The 819-nt window shown below is 64.2% G+C and carries 1 protein-coding gene; it reads right to left on the bottom strand.

Going from position 1 to position 819, the window contains the following annotated elements:
- On the bottom strand, positions 1 to 735 hold a 735-nt coding region (locus BGIM_RS0100750), incomplete at its 3' end, for an IS5 family transposase (protein WP_020467919.1).
- Positions 736 to 819 lie beyond the last annotated feature (84 nt).

Here is an 819-nt window from a genome sequence, read left to right as displayed (position 1 = left end):
TTCGTAGTCCTTGCTCAGCCGCCTCGCCCGGCCGAGCCACGCAAACGTCCGCTCGACCACCCACCGTTTCGGCAACAGCACAAAACCCTTCACCCCGGCCGGACGACTGACAATCTCCAGACGCCACCCGTCCGGATACATCTGGGCGATGGCGTCATGCAGGGCATGGTTATGGTATTTCGTGTCGGCCCACACCAACTCCAAATCCGGGCAGCGTTCCGCGTTCAATTGGGCGATCACCGGCCGGGCCGCCTTCGCGTCGTCGACCGACGCCGCCATGACGGCCACCGCCAGCACAAACCCCATCGTGTCCACGGCGATCGTCCGCTTTCGCCCGGTGATTTTCTTCGCCCCGTCGTAACCGCGGTCCCCGGCCGTCTCGGCTGTCTTCACCGTCTGGCTGTCAATGCTCGCGGCCGATGGCGTCGCGTGTCGCTCCGGTTCGGCGTGTTCCCGCGCGACCTCCCGCAGGATGTCCAGAACGCGTTGCCATGTGCCATTGTCCCGCCACGCCGCGAAGTAGTCGTGCACGGTGCTCTTGGCCGGCAGGTCGTTGGGCAGGAGTTCCCACTGGCAGCCGCTGCGGTTCAGGTACAAGATGGCGTTCACCACCTCGCGCAGGTCGACCGTCCGGGGGCGACCGCCGCGTTTGGCGGGCGGCAGCAACGGCTCCAACAGCCCCCATTGCTCGTCGGTCAAATCGGTCGAATACGGCTTGCGTGGCTTGCCTTCCATGTTGACATCCTTGTCTGGTCACACGAGCCGCAAGTGTCTCATGGACAATGGCTTGCATGCAATGCCACTTTCCGGATAGTCACT

This window comes from Zavarzinella formosa DSM 19928 (assembly GCF_000255705.1).
Lineage (GTDB): Bacteria > Planctomycetota > Planctomycetia > Gemmatales > Gemmataceae > Zavarzinella > Zavarzinella formosa.
Note: the sequence above shows the minus strand (reverse complement) of the source record. Positions and strands in the feature narration are given on the sequence as shown.